Source organism: Flavobacterium aeripolare (genome assembly GCF_013294025.1).
In the GTDB taxonomy this organism is placed as follows: domain Bacteria; phylum Bacteroidota; class Bacteroidia; order Flavobacteriales; family Flavobacteriaceae; genus Flavobacterium.
Genome location: NZ_JABSNL010000004.1, coordinates 172,957 through 189,674 on the forward strand (window position 1 = coordinate 172,957; position 16,718 = coordinate 189,674).

Genomic DNA, 16,718 nt, shown 5'->3' on the forward strand with positions numbered 1-16,718 from the left:
TTCTAGAATTGTTGTCCTATGATAAAGTGTGTTTCCCATCCATTAGGCTGAGTTTGACCTGTTGCAGCATCAAATCCATGAGCAAAGTCGATACCTAATAATCCAAATGCTGGCATAAATACACGCAATCCTACACCTGCTGATCTTTTTAAATCAAAAGGATTGAAAGTTTTAAAGTTTTCATAAGAGTTACCTGCTTCTACAAAACCAAGTGCATAAATAGATGCAGATGATTTTAGTGTTATAGGGTAACGTAATTCCATTGAGAACTTGTTATAAACTGTTGCCCCGATCTGTTCTCCGGCGCTATTGATAGGTGTTAACGTATTGTTCTTGTATCCTCTTAATTGAATGGTTTCTCTACCGTCTAGTGAGTAGTTTGCAAGACCATCTCCACCTACATAGAATCTTTCAAAAGGTACAGCACCACGATCTTGGTTGTATGCCCCTAAGAATCCAAATTCAGTTAATGTTCTTAAAACTAATTTACCATAAATTTTAGTATAGGCATCAGCTTTAAATTTAATTTTATAGTACTCTAACCAGTTAAATTTCTTTTGGTCAACAATGGCAGCATCTGCAGCAGCTTCTTGAAAAGTCGAAACTCTATTTCCTGAAGCGTCTAGGTAAGATCCTTTAGGGATGGTTATGTTTCCATTTGCATCTACTTGATCCACCGTGCTCTTTAATTTGTATTCTTCTTTATCACCTAATGTAGCGTAGTTTAATCCGTTTAATAAACTATACGGAGGTGTTATTTTTGCCGAGATACTAAATTCAGACCCATAAGTAGGGAAAATAGGATTCACCCCTTTATTGTTTCTTGTTAACCCAATGGTGTAAGCTAAATTACGAGAATTTCCATCTCCAAAAGTAAATAAACCTGTGTTGTAGTTATTCAAACTATAGTGTTGGTAACTTACAGATTGCGATAGAACAAAAAAGTCATCTGGTTCTGTTAATCTTTTAGCTAAACCTACAGACAATGTCAAGATGTTAAAGCTTTTAGTTTTATCAGCTTTTTGTGTCTGAAAGTCATTTAAGAACTGCTTACTGTATGAGATAGATGAACTAAATTGTACTGGTTTTTTTCCTCCAAACCATGGCTCAGAAAACGAAACACTATACGTTTGAAAGTAAGTACTTCCTTGTAAACGTAAAGAAACTTTTTGTCCGTCTCCCATTGGTAATGGTTTGTAAGCATCTTTGTTTAACATGTTTCTCGCTGAGAAGTTGTTAAATGATAATCCTAATGTTCCAATGAAACCACCTCCACCGTAACCACCTTGTAGTTCGATCTGGCTTGATCCTTTTTCTACTAATTGGTATTCGATATCAACAGTACCTGCTGCAGCGTCCACATTTTTAAATGCTGGATTGATAGCCTCAGGATCAAAGAATCCTAGTTGACCAATCTCACGAATGGTTCTAACTAATTCATCTTTACTATATTTTTGACCTGGTTTAGTTCTTAATTCTCGGTAAATTACACGGTCATTTGTCTTGTCGTTTCCTACAACAGTAATTTTGTTGAAGTAAGCTAATGGACCTTCGGTAACTCTAATTTCGAAATTAATAGTGTCATTCGCAGTTTTTACCTCAACAGCATTGATGTTTGAAAACAAGTAACCGCTGTTTTGATACAGGTTTGTAATGTCTTCACCATCAGGCTTGGTTTTGTCTGCAATTCTTTTTTCAAGTAAAACACCGTTGTATGTTTCTCCTTTTTTAACTCCTAATATTCGTGATAATAACTGATCTGAATATACCGTGTTTCCTAAGAATTTAATATCTCCAAAATAGTATTTTCTACCTTCTTCGATATTCACATTTATAGCTAAAGTATTTTTAGCTTTATTGTATTTAACAGAGTCAGAAATGATACGAGCATCTCGATATCCTTTTTCTTTGTACTTTGCTATAACACTTTCTAAGTCGGCTTTGTACTTGTCTTTGATGAATTTTGACGCCTTTAGAATGCGTAAAAAGTTCTTCTGTTTAGTATCTTTCATTGCTTTACGCAATGTTTTGTCAGACATTTGTTCATTACCTTCAAAGTCAATACTGCTAATTTTAACCTTATCTCCTTTGTCAATATTAACTAACATGTTCACCTCATTTGTAGTTGTGGTGTCTTTAGAGATATTGATGTTTACCTTAGTATTATAGTAACCGTCTTTTTTGTATTTATTTTCAATGTAGTTTTTAGTGGTTGTCAATAAATTCTCATTTACCACTTTACTTTTAGTCAAGCCGTTATCTTTGATAAGTGCTTCAGTTTTGTTTTTCTTGATACCTACAAATTTCACTTCCTTAAGTTTAGGAAGCTCTTTAATATCTAAGTCAAGATAGATACTATCATTTTCAATGTGATTGATATAAAAAGAAATTTCGTCAAAGAGACCTAGCTTTCCTAGCTTTTTGATTGCGCTACTAATTTGCTCTCCTGGAACTGTAATTTCTTGTCCTTTTTGTAATCCTGCAAAGGTTACCACTGTTTGCTCATTAAAGCTTATTTTACTTGTAACTGTTACATTACCAAGTATGTACTTTTTTCCTTCGTCAAAAGGAACTCTGTCTTGGGCTTTAGCTTTTGAGAAACTCGCTATAAGGGCGATGGTAAGGACTGCTTTTATACTTTTATTCAACACTAAAAATTTATTTAATTTGTTCACTTGTTTTTCCAAATCTGCGCTCTCTCTTTTGATAACTAATGATAGCCTCATATAACTCTTGTTCTTTAAAGTCTGGCCATAATACATCAGTAAAATACAATTCAGCATAGGCTATCTGCCATAACAGAAAATTACTTATCCTGTGTTCTCCACTTGTTCGTATCAATAAATCTACATCAGGTAAATTTTGCGTGTAAAGATGCTCATTTATAATTGAATCGTCAATAGCGTCAATTGAAATTATATTATTTTTAACTTTATCGCTTATAGACTTCACAACATTAACAATTTCTTCTCTAGATCCGTAGCTTAATGCTAGAGTTAATGTGAGTTTCGTATTGTTTTTAGTTTTTTCAATTACATCTAGTAATTCCTTCTGAGCCGTTTCAGGCATCTTTTCTAGATTACCAATAGTGTTTAATCGAATGTTGTTCTTGATCAATGTAGGTAATTCTTTCTTTAAAGATTTAATTAAAATCTTCATTAAAGTGTCTACTTCAAGTTTGGGTCTGTTCCAGTTTTCAGTAGAGAATGCATATAATGTAAGGTTCTCTATACCTAGTTTAGCGCAGGTCTCAATAATAATTTTTACTGATTTGGTTCCGCTTTCATGTCCAAAAGCTCTTAGCAAGCCTTGTTTTTTTGCCCAGCGGCCATTACCATCCATTATAATTGCTAAGTGGCGTGGTAAGTTGGTAGTATCTATATGTTCTAGTAAATTCATTTTTTTAGTCTGCACAGTAACATGGTTTTTGTCCAAAAGTATACGTTAACGTAGCTCCTGTAAAAAGGTACCAATCATTATTATTTAAATTTCCAAAAGAGATGTTATTAACAGTCACCGGTCTAACTGACCTGTCAACCAGCTTTAAAGGGGCACTACTGTCTAAATCATCTGTAAAAGTATACCGTGCTCCAACTTCAAGGGCTAAAATAAACCTGCTATTCAAAGTTGTTTTTACTCCTACATTAAAAGGTATCGCAAAGCTGGTATTACTATAATTTTCTTGAATTGTTCTATTTGCTATGGTTGGTATTCCTGAAATACTTGTTCCTACGGGGATATTATGAGTAAGATCTCCTTTGTAAGAAGCGTAACTTATTCCAGTATATATATAAGGTGTAAATTGTCTGCCTGCTCTGTAAAGATCAAAATCAAAAAAGTTAAATTCAATACCTGCAGAAGCTTCAGTCAACTTAGTGTCAAATCGATCTTGTCTACTTTTTCTACCTAAATCGTTAGATTCGGCGTCGTTTGCACTTAATTTAGTGTGCATTAAAGAAATTCTATAGGCTAACCTAGTAGTTTGATTCCATTTATATAATGCACCATAGGCGAGTTTGTTAGGAGCGATGTAACTAGTCGACCCTACGTCACCAACAAAGTTACTACCGCCTACAAATACTCCAATTTCGTTAATCTGAGAGTACATAGAAGCGCTTAAAAATAGCGATAAAATAAGAGTGAAAAATTTATTCATTTGTCTTAAAATTGCGTGCAAATATAATAATTATCGATACTAATCAATGCCTTATCTGTTAAAAGTGCTTATTAATTAGATAATAACAACTATTAATGAGTGCAGTTGATAGTTTATAAGTTTAAAACGAAATAAAACAATGAATTCGTATACTGGTTGTATAATTTATGCTTTAGTTCCTCTTGTCTTCTCCCCATAACAATTTACTGCGTAAGGTTTTTAAGAAAGTTGCCTCGGGAATTTCGACCATATTTATTTTAAACGCTGTTTTTCTAATAGTTAAAATGGAGTCATTACCTACAGATGTGATTCGGGAGTCTAAAGACACGAGATAGTTTTCTTCTCTACCTGAAACACGCAATTCTATTTCGGTGTCATCAGGTATTACCAGTGGTCTTGCATTTAAATTATGAGGTGCGATAGGAGTAATAACTAAGCTTTTTACATCGGGTGTTAATATAGGTCCGCCGCAGCTTAGTGAGTATCCGGTCGATCCAGTAGGGGTAGAGATAATTAATCCATCTGCCCAGTAAGAATTCAAGAATTCACCATTTAAATAGGTGTCAATGGTGATCATCGAAGTAGTGTCTTTTCTGCTTACAGTAATTTCGTTCATAGCAAAATTAATGTCCTGTAAAGCTTCATTAGTTGGCGAGCAACTCAAACTTAGCAATGTCCTTTTAGATAAAGTATATTGTTTGTCTATAACAATTTGTAAAAAAGAAGCGATATTCTCTTTTTGTACAGTGGCTAGAAAACCTAACCTTCCGGCATTAATCCCTAAAATAGGGACTCCAGAATTACGCACTAATGTTGCTGCTCTTAAAATAGTTCCGTCACCTCCTATACTTAATAGAATGTCAAAGCTACTGTCTAACTCCGTGTGCGATGAAAATGTTTTGTAATCTCTTTGAATAATTTCTTTATCATATAGCATCTCTAGAAAGTTAGCTTCAATTACGAGCTCCACATTATTTCGATTAAAAAAAACAAATATGTCTTTAATAATTGGTTCTGTACTATTTTGGTAATATTGACCGTAAATGGCTATTTTCATTGTGTTGACTTGTGCTATTTTATTGTAAGGAGAGCGTGAATAAAGATTTTACTATTTATTTTTTACATGTTCAAGTAACGATCTAAATAATCAGAACGTTCTTTTAAGTTATTGATATAATCGTCTTCATAATGTTCTGAAGTTATTTCGTAATTGTATCTTCTGAATGTTTGAATAATTTCATTGATTGCTCCTGTGGTAATTTTTAAAGTTACCTCCACAGTGTCGTTATCTGAATCAGAAATAAACAAACCTAATAATTTAGCATTATTACTCTCTACTATTTGTGTGATTTGGCTCATAGAATAATCTACAAGTCCTTTGCGAACTTTTATAATACTACCCTGTTCTTTCAAGAAGGTAGTTTGGTGAAAAAAGGTAAGGATATCTTCGATTTCGTAATAGCCTACATAATGATTCTCGTTATTTAAAACCGGAACTAGATTAGCGTGATTTTTTGCAAATACAGTTAATACCTCCAGCCATATTGCGTCAGATCTCGTAAAAAAATGCTCTAAAGTATACTTGAAATCGATCACTTTTTTATCCTCGTCAAAAGTTGCCGTATCTTCAGCAGATATATTCCCAATGAAAACGCCGTTCTCAAGCACAGGAAAGTGTGAAAAATTCGATTCGGTAAAAAAATCGTTGACTGCCGCAATACTATCTTGGCTGTCAATGGCTTTAAAGTCAGTCGTTATGTAGTTTGTAATTTCCATCTGTGGTGAATCCTCTATTTTTATGCAAAATAATCAAAAAAAGGCAAAATCTCCTACCTTTTACTTTGTATTTTTGTACGCAGTAATAAGATAGTTTTAATCAAAAAGTATTTCAATGACAAAGTTAAGTGTAAACATCAATAAAATAGCTACTTTACGTAATGCAAGAGGAGGGAATGTACCTGATTTATTAAAAGTTGCAGCAGACATACAAAAATTTGGCGCACAAGGAATCACAATTCATCCACGTCCAGATGAGCGCCACATTCGCTATCAAGATGCACGTGATTTAAAAGCAATTGTTCACACCGAATTCAATATTGAGGGAAATCCGCAACATAATTTTATTGATTTGGTTCTCGAATGCAAACCTGAGCAGGTGACTTTAGTACCAGATGCAATTGGTGCAATAACGTCATCAGCTGGTTGGGATACAGTAAAAAACCAAGCTTATTTGACTGAAATGATTCAAGAATTCAAGCGTAATAATATTCGAACATCCATCTTTGTAGATCCAATTCTCGCTATGATCGAAGGCGCAAAAAATACGGGAGCTGATCGCATCGAGTTGTACACAGAGGAATTTGCGCATCAATACAGTCTTGGGAATCAGGATGCAATCAATCCGTATGTAACAGCGTCAGTGCTAGCAAGTGATTTGGGACTAGGGATCAACGCAGGACACGATTTGAGTTTAGATAATATTCAGTTTTTCAAGCAGAATATACCAGGATTACTAGAAGTTTCTATAGGACACGCGTTAATCGCAGAGTCACTATATTTAGGACTAGAAAATGTCGTAAACATGTATTTACAAAAATTAAAGTAAGACAATTTGGGCGTGACCTTTATAATCCCGATTGATCTCGGGATTATAAAGGTCGGGCTATTCGCTACAATCTTTTTTAATATTTCGCTATCGCTTCATAATAAAAAAGGATTTTCGCTGCTATCCCTCACGCAAAACCATAAAAACTGTAGAAAATGCTATATTCAAAAATAGAAGGAGAAGGAAAACCGCTTTTAATCCTACACGGGTTTTTAGGAATGTCAGATAACTGGAAAACTATTGGCGTACAATTGTCAACAGAAGGGTACCAAGTACACTTACTTGATTTGCGCAATCACGGTCGCAGTTTTCAGTCGAAGGACTTTAGTTATGCTTTAATGGCACAAGATGTATATGACTATTGTAAAGGAAATAATTTAGAAAAAGTAGCTGTTATTGGGCATTCAATGGGAGGAAAAACAGCTATGTTGTTTGCAACGAGCTATCCTGAAATGATTGATAAATTAATCGTTGCTGATATCGGACCTAAGTTTTATCCGCGACACCACCAAACCATTTTGGCTGGCTTGAACGCAGTTGATTTTGTTAAAAAACCTAGTCGTTCTGATGTCGAAGCGACTCTAGAAGAATACATAACTGATTTTGGTACCCGTCAGTTTTTAATGAAAAGTTTGTTTTGGCAAGAGCCAGGTCAGTTGGCTTTCCGCTTTAATCTTTCTGTTTTTAATGATAAATTAGATGAGATAGGTGTAGCACTTCCTGAAGAAGCTTCTTATGATAAGCCAACACTTTTTATTCGTGGTGGAAACTCCAACTATATTCTAGACAGTGATTTTGACGCTATAAAAACACACTTTCCGTTAGCCATTTTTGAAACAATTCCTAATGCGGGACATTGGCTTCATGCCGAAAATCCAAAGTTGTTTCATCAACTAGCTAAAGACTTCTTAGATAATTAAATGATATATACAATATGAAAATCTTAATTAGAATTTTAATAACCGCACTATTAGTTGTTGTGCTTTCACATTTAATGCCTGGTGTGCATGTAGAAAGTTTTGTAAAAGCAATTTATGTTGCCATTGTTCTCGGACTCTTAAATTTGTTTATCAAGCCTATACTAGTTGTATTGACGTTGCCCATAACATTCATAACTCTAGGGCTGTTCTTACTAATTATTAATGCCATAATGATTTTAGTTTGCGATAATATTGTGGGTGGTTTTAGAGTAGATTCTTTTATAACTGCTTTACTATTTAGTATTATATTGTCTGTTTCTCAATCTATTATGTATGCTATTTTTGGTGAAACAAAATAAATAAAGCGCACTAGTAAAACTATATTAACAACTTTTTAGTAAATTGCTGGTATAGTTTTACTAATTTTGCCCCCAATTACAACGCAATGAAAAAAATCCATTATATATTAATACTCTTGATAGGTGTCTTCTTGATGCCAACATCAGTATTTGCTTGTGGGGATAATTCAAGTAGTAAGTCTTGTAATAAAGAGATGTCTTCTCATAAAGGCATGAAAGACTGTTGCAAAAAAGACGCTGGTTCAAAGGATAAAGAACATAGCGGTTGCACGGGTAAATGTGGCAACGCACTTTGCAGTGTCTCATCATTAAATATAGGAGTTGTTGCGCCATTATATATCGAAACAAAACCTGATGTTTTTAATTTTGCTATTAAAAGACAAAAATTTTATCATTCAGTATCCTTCACCTCTGAAGGGTATTCATCTATCTGGCTTATTCCTAAAATAAGCTAAAAGCATTTTGTGACAGCCATTATTCTGTCAAATTCAAAGCTTTATTCGCTTTATCCCATTACTTATAAACGTTAGAACTACACTTAATAATAGTGCCAATACTGTTGTTTGTATGTTTTATCCGTTTATTTTAATCTTATTTTTATCGAATGAAATCAATTAAAAAAGTATTGATGGTAACAGGCTTGTTATTATCAGCAGCGGCTATGCAAGCCCAAATTAAAAATGCTAAAACTACTACAGCTTCAGTTAAAGGCAACTGTAAAATGTGCCAACGAAAGATTGAAAAAGCAGGCTCAATAAAAGATGTAGCAATGGTTACATGGGATCAAAAGTCTCAGCAAGCAACATTAGTCTATGATGCAAATGCAACTACTCAGGATGAAATACTTAAACGCATTGCAACAGCAGGTTACGACAGTGATCATAGTATAGCTCCCGAAAATGTGTATAAAAAACTACCTTCTTGCTGTAAATACCGCGAAGAGTCAAAATAATTACCAATCAATTCTATTTATTTAATTCAAACAATTTAAAAAATCTAACATGAAAAATTTAGTAAAAGTAGGAGTCTTATCATTAGTTTTAGCGCTAGCATCTTGTAAAGACAACAAAGCAGATTCAGCAGCAGACAAAAAAGAAATGTTGGCTGACAACGAAAAATATTCTTGCCCAATGCACCCAGAAGTAATTGGAAAAAAAGGAGATACTTGTACAGAGTGCGGCATGAAACTAACAGAGAAAGTAGTTGAAAAGGACGATACTGTAGCAGTACAAGAATTACAAATTGTAAAAAGCAAGGCAGCTTTTTCTATCGATTTAATTTTAGATAAATATATCGACCTTAAAAATAAACTTGCTGCTGATAATAGTAAAGCTGCCGCTGCCGCTAGTATGGAATTAGAACGTGCTATTAAAGGAGCAAAGTCTGATGTGATCGAAAAAGAATTGCAAAATCAATACACTACAATCACAAAAGCAGTAGTTGAAGAAACGACTAATATTGCAACCAACTCAGGTAAAATTGCAGATCAAAGAGCACAATTTGCAGCTCTAAGTCAAAACATGACGTATTTAATCCAAATGTTTGATACCGATAAAAAATTGTATCAAGACTATTGCCCAATGTACAACCACGGTAAAAATGGATACTGGATTAGTGAAGTTAAAGATATTAAAAATCCTTACTACGGTGCTGAGATGTTGACTTGTGGTGGAATAAGCAAAGAGTTGTAATAATAAACGCAATGTCCTCTAATCTTTTTGACAAAAAAATAATTTTGTCTAACATCCTCTGGTTATGGTTGAAAAATTAATATCCTTTTCCTTAAAAAATCGTGCAGCCGTGTTGCTCGTTTCTCTTGTCCTTTTTGGATGGGGAATTTATAGCGTACAGCAAAATCCTATTGACGCAATCCCTGATTTGTCTGACAATCAGGTGATTGTTTTTACGGAGTGGATGGGTAGAAGCCCACAGGTAATTGAAGATCAGGTTACCTATCCTTTGGTTTCAAACCTTCAAGGAATTCCTAAAATCAAGAACATTCGTGCCTCTTCTATGTTTGGGATGAGTTTTGTTTATATCATTTTTGATGATGAGGTAGATCCCTATTGGGCAAGAACCCGAGTGCTAGAACGCTTGAATTTTGCGCAACGCTTGTTGCCAGAAAATGTCACACCTACACTTGGGCCTGATGGTACGGGTGTTGGTCATGTTTTTTGGTACCACTTAAAAACAGATAAGATGGATCTTGGGGAACAGCGTGCTTTGCAAGATTGGTACGTGAAATTTGCTTTGCAAACAGTTCCTGGTGTTGCTGAGGTGGCTTCTTTTGGTGGTTTCGAAAAACAATATCAATTGGTATTAGATCCTCTTAAAATGCAGTACTACAATGTGAGCATGATGGAGATAATGAAAGCAGTCAAAACAAGTAACAACGATGTGGGTGGTCGAAAATTTGAAATGAGTGATCGCTCGTATGTTGTGAGAGGATTAGGGTATATTAAGAATATCAAGGATGTTGAGGATATCGCTATCAAAAACTACAATTCGGTTCCTGTAAAGGTGAGCGATGTGGGATCAGTACAGATGGGTGGTGACTTACGTTTGGGTGTATTTGATGCAAACGGTGAAGGTGAGGTTGTAGGTGGTATCGTAGTGATGCGCTATGGTGAAAACGCTGACAAAGTTATTGCTGCAGTCAAAGAGAAAATGATAGAAGTGCAAAAGGGTTTGCCTGATGGCGTGACATTCGAAACCTCTTATGATCGTTCTGATTTGATTTCAAAAGCTGTAGCATCAGTTAAAGGAACACTTATCGAAGAGATGATTGCTGTTTCAGTAGTAATCTTACTGTTTCTTTTCCACTGGCGAAGTGCATTGATTATTTTAATACAGTTGCCAATTTCGGTCGCGGTGGGATTTATTTTGTTGCAAGCTTTTGGTATCTCGTCAAATATTATGTCGCTTACCGGAATCGCTCTTGCAATAGGTGTGGTGGTCGATGACGGAATCGTAATGGTCGAGAACGCATATAGAAGCATATCTGAAAGGCAAGAAGAACTTGATAGTAATCCCTAATTTGGCCATGAAAAAATTATTCAAAAATATATTTAAAAAAGAGCACGATCCGTTGTCTCACGAGGAACGTATGAAACTCATCGAGGATTCTTCTAAGCTTGTAGGACCTGGGGTTTTTTATTCGACTTTAATTGTGATTGCTTCTTTCTTACCGGTTTTCCTTTTAACAGGAATGGAAGGAAAGTTGTTCAGCCCGCTTGCTTGGACAAAATCATTCATACTAATTGTAGATGCATTTGTCGCCATCACTTTAACTCCGGTTCTAATTAGTTATTTAATTAAAGGAAGATTACGACCTGAGTCTAAAAATCCTATCAATAGAAAATTAGAGACCATATATACACCCATTTTGATTTTTTGCTTGAAATGGCGCAAATCTGTTTTGGCTGTAAATATTATAGCTTTACTAATTGGCGGACTCATGTACACAAGACTAGGATCTGAGTTTATGCCGGCTCTTGATGAGGGCTCGATATTATTTATGCCAGTTACTTTACCTGATGTTTCCAATGCTGAGATTAAAAGAATCTTACAGGTCCAAGATAAATTGATTAAATCTATTCCTGAGGTTACCCATGTTTTAGGAAAGGCAGGAAGAGCAAACACGGCTACAGACAATAGCCCAATCAGTATGATCGAAACCATTGTATTGTTAAAACCGCATAATGAGTGGCGATCAGGCAAGACGAAGAGTGATATCGTTAACGAAATTAATAATAAACTCCAAATTCCTGGAGTGACAAATGGTTTTACGCAGCCTATTATTAATAGAATCAACATGCTTTCTACAGGTATTCGCACCGATGTAGGAATCAAGATTTACGGTGCAAGTTTAGACACAATTGATGCGCTTTCGAAAAAAATTAAAAAAGCATTAGAAGGTACAGAAGGTGTTAAGGATCTATTTGCAGAGCCTATTACTGGCGGAAAATATATTGATGTTACGGCAAAAAGAGATGTAATTGGGCGCTACGGACTCACCGTTGACGATGTCAATAATGTCGTAGAAGCTGCCATTGGCGGAATGACATTAACGACAACTATTGAAGGGAGACAACGTTTTTCTGTAAATGCACGCTACGCTCAAGAATATCGAAACAGCATTGACGGACTTAAAAAATTGCAGGTGCAAACTATGGATTTTGGTCCCATTCCTTTAGAAACAGTGGCTGATATTGCCATTAGTGACGGACCTCCGATGATTAATAGCGAAAACGCAATGTTGCGCGGAAGTGTTTTGTTTAATGTTCGTGATCGCGATTTAGGAAGTACTGTCGAAGACGCACAGAATAAATTGAATACCATGATGGCCAAAATGCCAAAAGGATATTACGTAGAATGGAGTGGACAGTGGGAAAGCCAAATTAGAGCCAATAAAACTCTAGCGTTGATTCTACCTATCGTTATCGTGATCATATTTATCATTTTATACTTTACTTACAATTCGATGAAAGAGGCAATGATTACCATGATAACAGTTCCTTTTGCTTTAATAGGTGGGGTTTTTATGGTGTATTTCTACGGTATTAATTTATCAGTGGCGGTGGCTGTTGGATTTATTGCACTATTTGGTATGGCGATAGAAACCGCAATGTTAATGACAATTTACCTCAACGAGGCCATGACAAAAATGGTTGCAAAACACGGAAACACGGCCGAAACGATCAACGAAGACATTATTAGAGAATATGTTATTGAAGGTTCTGCTAAAAGGTTGCGTCCTAAATTAATGACGGTTTTTGTAGCGCTTTTTGGTTTGATTCCTATTCTCTGGTCCACAGGAACGGGTGCCGATGTGATGATTCCAATCACGGTTCCCTTAATTGGGGGAACAATTTCTTCTATAATTTATGTATTACTAGTAACACCAGTTGTTTTTGAAATGTCAAAATTACACGAACTAAAAACAAAAGGTAAAATAGATATTATCGATGCGAAACATTAAAATATATACGTTCTTCTGCTTTTTAATTTTTGGTTTAACCAATGGGCAAACACTTTCTATAGAGGAGGTATTGACAGCTGTAAAAGAAAATAACCCGCAGTTGAAAATGTACGATGCTGAGATTCAAAGTATGGATGCTAATGCAAAAGGGGCTAAAAGCTGGAGTGCTCCTCAGGTAACAACCGGTTTTTTCATGACACCTTATAATACTAAAATGTGGAAAGCCACAGATATAAGTCCGGGAATGGGATCCTACATGATTGGGGTAACGCAGATGATTCCTAATGCTTCAAGGTTAAAAGCAGATGCTGATTATATGTATGCCATGTCATCTGTAGAAACTGAAAACAAAAATTTCACGATTAATGAATTGAATGCACTGGCTAAGACAAATTATTATGAGTGGGTTGTTATAGATAAAAAGCTAAAAATCACCAGAGAGAATTTGCTCTTACTCGAATACATGATTAAAAGTATCGAAGTACGATTCAAGTACAATAAAGACAAGCTTTCGACTTATTACAAAGCCAAATCGCAATACAGTGCACAACAAAGTTTGATTGTAACCATGCAAAATGATTTGATTCAGAAAAAAGTGATGCTTAACACTTTGATGTCTCGCGATAAAAACAGCAATTTCGAAATTGACACTGCGTATACTGTCAAGAATTTTGACTTAGTACTTATGGATGATGCTGCCTTGTCAGAAAGTAGAAGCGACTTGAAAGCTATTGATAAAACAATGGAATTAAACCAAATGAAAATTGCGATCGAAAAGTCAAAATTACTGCCAGAGTTTGGAGTAAAATACGATCACATGGTTCCGTTTGGGGATCGTTCACAACAATTTTCATTAATGGGAATGGTGACTATCCCAATGCCGTGGTCTACTAAAGGAAATAAGGCAGCTATTAATAGTATCCAAATCAAAAATGAAAGTCTGGAGTGGCAAAAGCAAATGATTCTAAACGAAGCTGCTGGTGCCATTTCAGGAATGCGTCAAGAGTTAGTTAATCTCAAAAAGCAGTTCGAAATTGCCGAAAAAAGTATCATTCCCGCTATAAAACGTAATTATGATACATCGGTGTTGTCATGGCAAAATAACACAGGAGAATTATCTGAAGTTTTAGATGCTTGGGAAGCTTTAAATATGGCTCAAATTGATAAGCTAGATAAATTACAGAACATTTTCAAGACGCAAATCGCAATCGAAAAACAACTCGAAATAGAATAAGTATGAACAAATATATAAAATATAGTGTGCTGTTTTTGATAGTTGTATTGGCCGGATTAGCGGTATATTACAAATCAGAATTGTTCCATAATGAAGCAACACATGATAGTGCTACTGATGTGTATACCTGCTCTATGCATCCTGAAATTATCAAGCACGAGCCTGGAAGTTGTCCAATTTGCGGAATGGATTTAGTAAAAAAAGTAAGTGAAGAGCAGCCTGAAGATAGTCAGGATATTGCCTATTTATTGCAGCGCACAGATGGTTTTGTAGTAGGAGAATTTGAAAACACAAGGTTAAAAGATACGGCTATAGGTAGTCTGGTGAATTTACCAGGACTGCTAACATATGATCCTAATTCGGCAGTTACCATTTCGGCTCGAATTAGTGGTCGAATCGAAAGAATGTATGTGAATCGAAAGTTTCAGGCTGTAGCCAAAGGGCAAAAGCTCTTTGATATTTACAGTCCAGAATTGGTGACTGAACAACAAAATTTTATCTACCTCATCACTAACGACGCTGAAAATAAGACCATCATCAATGCCATTAAGCAAAAGCTAGCACTTTACGGAATGACTAAAGCACAAATTAATGCTTTGGCTGCAGCCAAAAAAGTAAATCCTATTATCACTATTTACAGTCCTGCAAACGGAATTGTAGATGGAACCGAGAAAATGGACGCTGCTGCTGAAACTAAAATGCAAAGTAGTACCACCGAAGTTTTAGGATTAAAAGAAGGCGATTATATTACAAAGGATGTTACCGTTTTTAGATTGCTAAACACAGATAAAGTTTGGGGCGTTTTTAATATCATTCAAGGTTATGCTAGTCTTGTGCAGTTAAATCAAGCGATTGCCATTACAACAGAATTAGATGCAAAAGAAGTGATTCATGCAAAAGTAAACTTCATAGACACCCAATTAGATCCTAACGAAAAGACTAATCGCATCAGGGTATACCTTGATAATTCAAAATTGAAGTTGCCCGTAGGCTTGCGCTTAGAAGCAAAAGTTACGACAAATGCCACAGCGGGATTGTGGTTGCAAAAAGAAGCTTTAGTAAGTCTAGGTACAGATAAAGTTGCATTTGTAAAGAAAGAAAAAGGCTATCGTGCTGTTAAAGTAAAAACGGGATTAGAAAGAGAGAATTTGGTTCAAATTTTAGAAGGAGTAACTACTGAGGATGCATTAGTTTCAAATGCACAATATTTAATAGATAGCGGGAGCTTTATAAAAACAAAATAAAGATGAAGAAGCTACATCAATTTGGGATGCTTATTTTAATGATTGCACTTGTAGTAAGTTGTAATTCTAAAAATGAAGAAAAACATGCTGACCATAAGTATCAAGAAAGTATTTATTACACTTGTTCGATGGATCCTCAAATCAAAGAAGAAAATCCAGGGAAATGTCCTATTTGTCATATGGAGCTAACGCCGATGCAAAAGGACAACGGCGCTTATAACGAAATCACATTAAGCGATCAGCAAATAAAATTGGGGAACATTACTATGCAAGAAAGTAGTGCCTCTGAACAATCGAGTCAAGAAAATTTCACAGGAGTTTTAACCCTGAATCAGTCTAATGTCAAGAGTATTTCGGCACGAGCTACGGGTCGTATAGAAAAATTGTACTTTAAAACAGAAGGTGCTTCAATCAAAAAAGGACAGGCGGTTTACCAAATTTACAGCGAGGACATTGCGATCGCAAAGCAAGATTATATTTCGGCTTACAAGCAAATGGAGATTCCGGGAGATTTTGGTAAAAATGCCAAAAGCATGATGCAAGCGGCTAAGCAAAAACTATCTTTTTACGGACTCTCCAATGCGCAAATTGAAGCGATTAAAAGAGGCAAAGAAGTATCACCTTATACTACGCTTTATAGTAATTACAGTGGTACCGTTGCCGAAATCACAGCTACCGAAGGAAGCTATGTCATGGAGGGAGCGCCTGTTTTGAAAATCGGGAATCTTTCAACTTTATGGTTAGAAACGCAAGTGAATGTGAATTACGCCAAGCAATTGCGAGTAGGGCAGACGGCTTTGATTTCGTTTGTAGATTTTCCGTCGAAGGAAATTTCGGCAAAAGTATCGTTTATCAATCCTGAGATTAATGCAAGTTCGAGATTGTTGTTGATCCAGATGGAAGTGCCCAATACTAATTTAACTTTAAAACCCGGAATGCAAGCCATTGTAAAATTGACCAAGTCAAATACTAAAGGAATTTTTATTCCTGCAGACGCTGTAATTAGAGACCAAAATGGTAGTTCGATTTGGGTCGAAAAAAGTAAAGGTGTTTTCAAAAATATAAAGGTTACCTTGGGGACTGAATCTAATGGAATGGTAGAACTTATTTCAGATCTAGATCCTGAAGCTAAAATAGTAATCACTGGAGCTTACGCTGTTAACAGTGAGTTTGAATTTCGAAAAGGAAAAGATCCTATGGCCGGAATGAAAATGTAAAC

The 16,718-nt window shown here is 35.5% G+C and carries 16 protein-coding genes; 11 read left to right on the forward strand and 5 right to left on the reverse strand.

Annotation, left to right across the window (positions count from 1 at the left end; all coding sequences use genetic code 11):
* Nucleotides 1-2 precede the first annotated feature (2 nt).
* The 5 genes from bamA to HNQ00_RS06735 all read right to left on the reverse strand — a co-directional run bounded on the left by bamA (nt 3) and on the right by HNQ00_RS06735 (nt 5,932).
* Entirely contained in the window at nt 3-2,726 is a 2,724-nt protein-coding gene (gene bamA, locus HNQ00_RS06715) for an outer membrane protein assembly factor BamA (protein ID WP_173837553.1), read from the reverse strand.
* Nucleotides 2,659-3,399, reverse strand: a complete 741-nt coding sequence (locus HNQ00_RS06720) for an isoprenyl transferase (RefSeq protein WP_173837554.1) — start codon at nt 3,397-3,399, stop codon at nt 2,659-2,661. The genes bamA and HNQ00_RS06720 overlap by 68 nt, the downstream gene beginning before the upstream one ends.
* Nucleotides 3,400-3,403: 4 nt before the next feature.
* Nucleotides 3,404-4,156: a type IX secretion system protein PorG gene (gene porG, locus HNQ00_RS06725; protein ID WP_173837555.1), complete on the reverse strand. Its 753-nt coding sequence runs from the start codon at nt 4,154-4,156 to the stop codon at nt 3,404-3,406.
* 172 nt (nt 4,157-4,328) lie between these two features.
* The gene (locus tag HNQ00_RS06730) at nt 4,329-5,213 is read right to left on the reverse strand and encodes an NAD kinase (RefSeq protein WP_173837556.1); all 885 of its coding nucleotides are present in this window, start codon (nt 5,211-5,213) and stop codon (nt 4,329-4,331) included.
* A gap of 62 nt (nt 5,214-5,275) precedes the next feature.
* Nucleotides 5,276-5,932 carry a CBS domain-containing protein gene (locus tag HNQ00_RS06735; protein ID WP_173837557.1) on the reverse strand — a complete coding sequence of 219 codons (657 nt, stop codon included), beginning with the start codon at nt 5,930-5,932 and terminating at the stop codon, nt 5,276-5,278.
* A gap of 115 nt (nt 5,933-6,047) precedes the next feature.
* Between HNQ00_RS06735 and HNQ00_RS06740 the strand changes: the two genes are divergently transcribed.
* The 11 genes from HNQ00_RS06740 to HNQ00_RS06790 all read left to right on the forward strand — a co-directional run bounded on the left by HNQ00_RS06740 (nt 6,048) and on the right by HNQ00_RS06790 (nt 16,716).
* Nucleotides 6,048-6,761 carry a pyridoxine 5'-phosphate synthase gene (locus tag HNQ00_RS06740; RefSeq protein ID WP_173837558.1) on the forward strand — a complete coding sequence of 238 codons (714 nt, stop codon included), beginning with the start codon at nt 6,048-6,050 and terminating at the stop codon, nt 6,759-6,761.
* A gap of 155 nt (nt 6,762-6,916) precedes the next feature.
* Nucleotides 6,917-7,681, forward strand: coding sequence for an alpha/beta fold hydrolase (locus HNQ00_RS06745; protein ID WP_173837559.1), 765 nt, complete (start codon nt 6,917-6,919; stop codon nt 7,679-7,681).
* A 14-nt stretch (nt 7,682-7,695) separates the two neighbouring features.
* Nucleotides 7,696-8,040, forward strand: coding sequence for a phage holin family protein (locus HNQ00_RS06750; protein WP_173837560.1), 345 nt, complete (start codon nt 7,696-7,698; stop codon nt 8,038-8,040).
* A 134-nt stretch (nt 8,041-8,174) separates the two neighbouring features.
* The gene (locus HNQ00_RS06755; protein WP_173837561.1) at nt 8,175-8,495 is read left to right on the forward strand and encodes a hypothetical protein; all 321 of its coding nucleotides are present in this window, start codon (nt 8,175-8,177) and stop codon (nt 8,493-8,495) included.
* Between the two features lie 149 nt (nt 8,496-8,644).
* On the forward strand, nt 8,645-8,992 hold the full coding sequence (locus HNQ00_RS06760; protein ID WP_173837562.1) for a heavy-metal-associated domain-containing protein: 348 nt from the start codon (nt 8,645-8,647) through the stop codon (nt 8,990-8,992).
* Nucleotides 8,993-9,041: 49 nt separating this feature from the next.
* Entirely contained in the window at nt 9,042-9,731 is a 690-nt protein-coding gene (locus tag HNQ00_RS06765) for a DUF3347 domain-containing protein (RefSeq protein ID WP_173837563.1), read from the forward strand.
* 64 nt (nt 9,732-9,795) lie between these two features.
* A complete protein-coding gene (locus HNQ00_RS06770; protein ID WP_173837564.1) occupies nt 9,796-11,076 on the forward strand; it encodes an efflux RND transporter permease subunit in 1,281 nt (426 codons plus the stop codon).
* Nucleotides 11,077-11,083: 7 nt separating this feature from the next.
* The gene (locus HNQ00_RS06775) at nt 11,084-13,021 is read left to right on the forward strand and encodes an efflux RND transporter permease subunit (RefSeq protein WP_173837565.1); all 1,938 of its coding nucleotides are present in this window, start codon (nt 11,084-11,086) and stop codon (nt 13,019-13,021) included.
* Nucleotides 13,008-14,255: a TolC family protein gene (locus HNQ00_RS06780; protein WP_173837566.1), complete on the forward strand. Its 1,248-nt coding sequence runs from the start codon at nt 13,008-13,010 to the stop codon at nt 14,253-14,255. The genes HNQ00_RS06775 and HNQ00_RS06780 overlap by 14 nt, the downstream gene beginning before the upstream one ends.
* Before the next feature lie 2 nt (nt 14,256-14,257).
* Complete coding sequence (locus tag HNQ00_RS06785; protein ID WP_173837567.1) at nt 14,258-15,499, forward strand: efflux RND transporter periplasmic adaptor subunit; 1,242 nt, start codon at nt 14,258-14,260, stop codon at nt 15,497-15,499.
* Between the two features lie 2 nt (nt 15,500-15,501).
* A complete protein-coding gene (locus HNQ00_RS06790; protein WP_173837568.1) occupies nt 15,502-16,716 on the forward strand; it encodes an efflux RND transporter periplasmic adaptor subunit in 1,215 nt (404 codons plus the stop codon).
* The last annotated feature ends 2 nt before the right edge of the window (nt 16,717-16,718 follow it).